1 protein-coding gene is annotated in these 1,148 nt (G+C 43.2%); it reads left to right on the top strand.

Going from position 1 to position 1,148, the window contains the following annotated elements; all coding sequences use genetic code 11:
• A partial coding sequence (locus C9J40_RS21755; RefSeq protein ID WP_233220343.1) for a hypothetical protein occupies positions 1-930 on the top strand: 930 nt, incomplete at its 5' end.
• Positions 931-1,148 lie beyond the last annotated feature (218 nt).

Below are 1,148 nucleotides of genomic sequence, written 5' to 3'. Positions count from 1 at the left end.
AAACAAGGTGGCCGCTTAGTGCTTGATCAAAGCGGTAATCTTTATGATTCAGGTGTGGCACTGTCGCAACGTTATGGCTCATTAAACGGCGGAAATACGTTTACGGGCAATAACAGAATCAATACAGGGGTGGTGCAAGGAAGCGCTACAGCAGTGAATACGGGAGCAGGGCGAGTCTCAATAAACGGTCGTGATGTAGCGTTTTCTCTCACTGATATTGAAAACGCAATTGCGAGTAATGATCGCGATCTGAGTAATATCGAGGGCATGAAAGTAGCACGCCTGAATGACGTTAGTAGCCTCAATGCTAATGTGGGGGAGTTGGAGCGTAAGGCAAGAGATTTAGGCAATCGAACTGGAAGCGTTGAAGGCCACGTCAATAGAGCAAAGAAAACGGCTGACGATGCACTGACAAGCACGATAGCGAGTCGAACTGCTGCAATAAATAACGGCAATAAGATCGATGCCTCTTTAAAGCGTGTAGCCAGTTTAGAGCAATTTGAACGTGATTGCCGAGCACAAAAGAATGGTTTATGTAAGCCTAATAAGCCGCCCAAGCCTCTACAATGGAAGTGTCCTACTGGCTATACCGCTTCAGGTAGCCAATGCTACAAGCAAGTTACTGCCATGAGAAGTTGGGGATCTGGAAGTGGTGTTGATGATTGTCGAGGTGGGCACGCTCAGGATCAGCTACGTTGGGATGGTAAAATGTTACTAAAGGGTTATGACGTATTTAACTCTAATAACGGGCATTTTAGAAATTGGTTTCGTATTGGTGACGCTGAATATAAAAGAGGAGCTCAAACATCTAATGTTGCAGCATGGTGTGAGTTCTACAGTATATATAAACGCTACAACTCATGGGTAGACAAAATCAGCTATTGTCCATCAGGCTATTATAAAAGCGGTAACGAATGTAAAGCCTATTAAAGTATCTTTTAGATTTTAATTTAAACGGAATTGCCCTTGGTGGCTGCTATTATCAAAACACAGGTAATGGTAATGAAGAAAACATATACCCCTTTGTTATTGGCAATGCTATTGGCGATGCCAGCCTCTACGCAAGCCAGTAATGAAGACATTGAACTCAAGCAACTTGTTAGCCAAAGTGAACAAATTGACAATACCGTTACGCTATTTTCTCAGCT

Source organism: Photobacterium sp. GB-72, assembly GCF_003026095.1.
Taxonomy (GTDB): Bacteria; Pseudomonadota; Gammaproteobacteria; order Enterobacterales; family Vibrionaceae; genus Photobacterium.
This window is presented reverse-complemented; position numbering and strand designations above follow the sequence as displayed.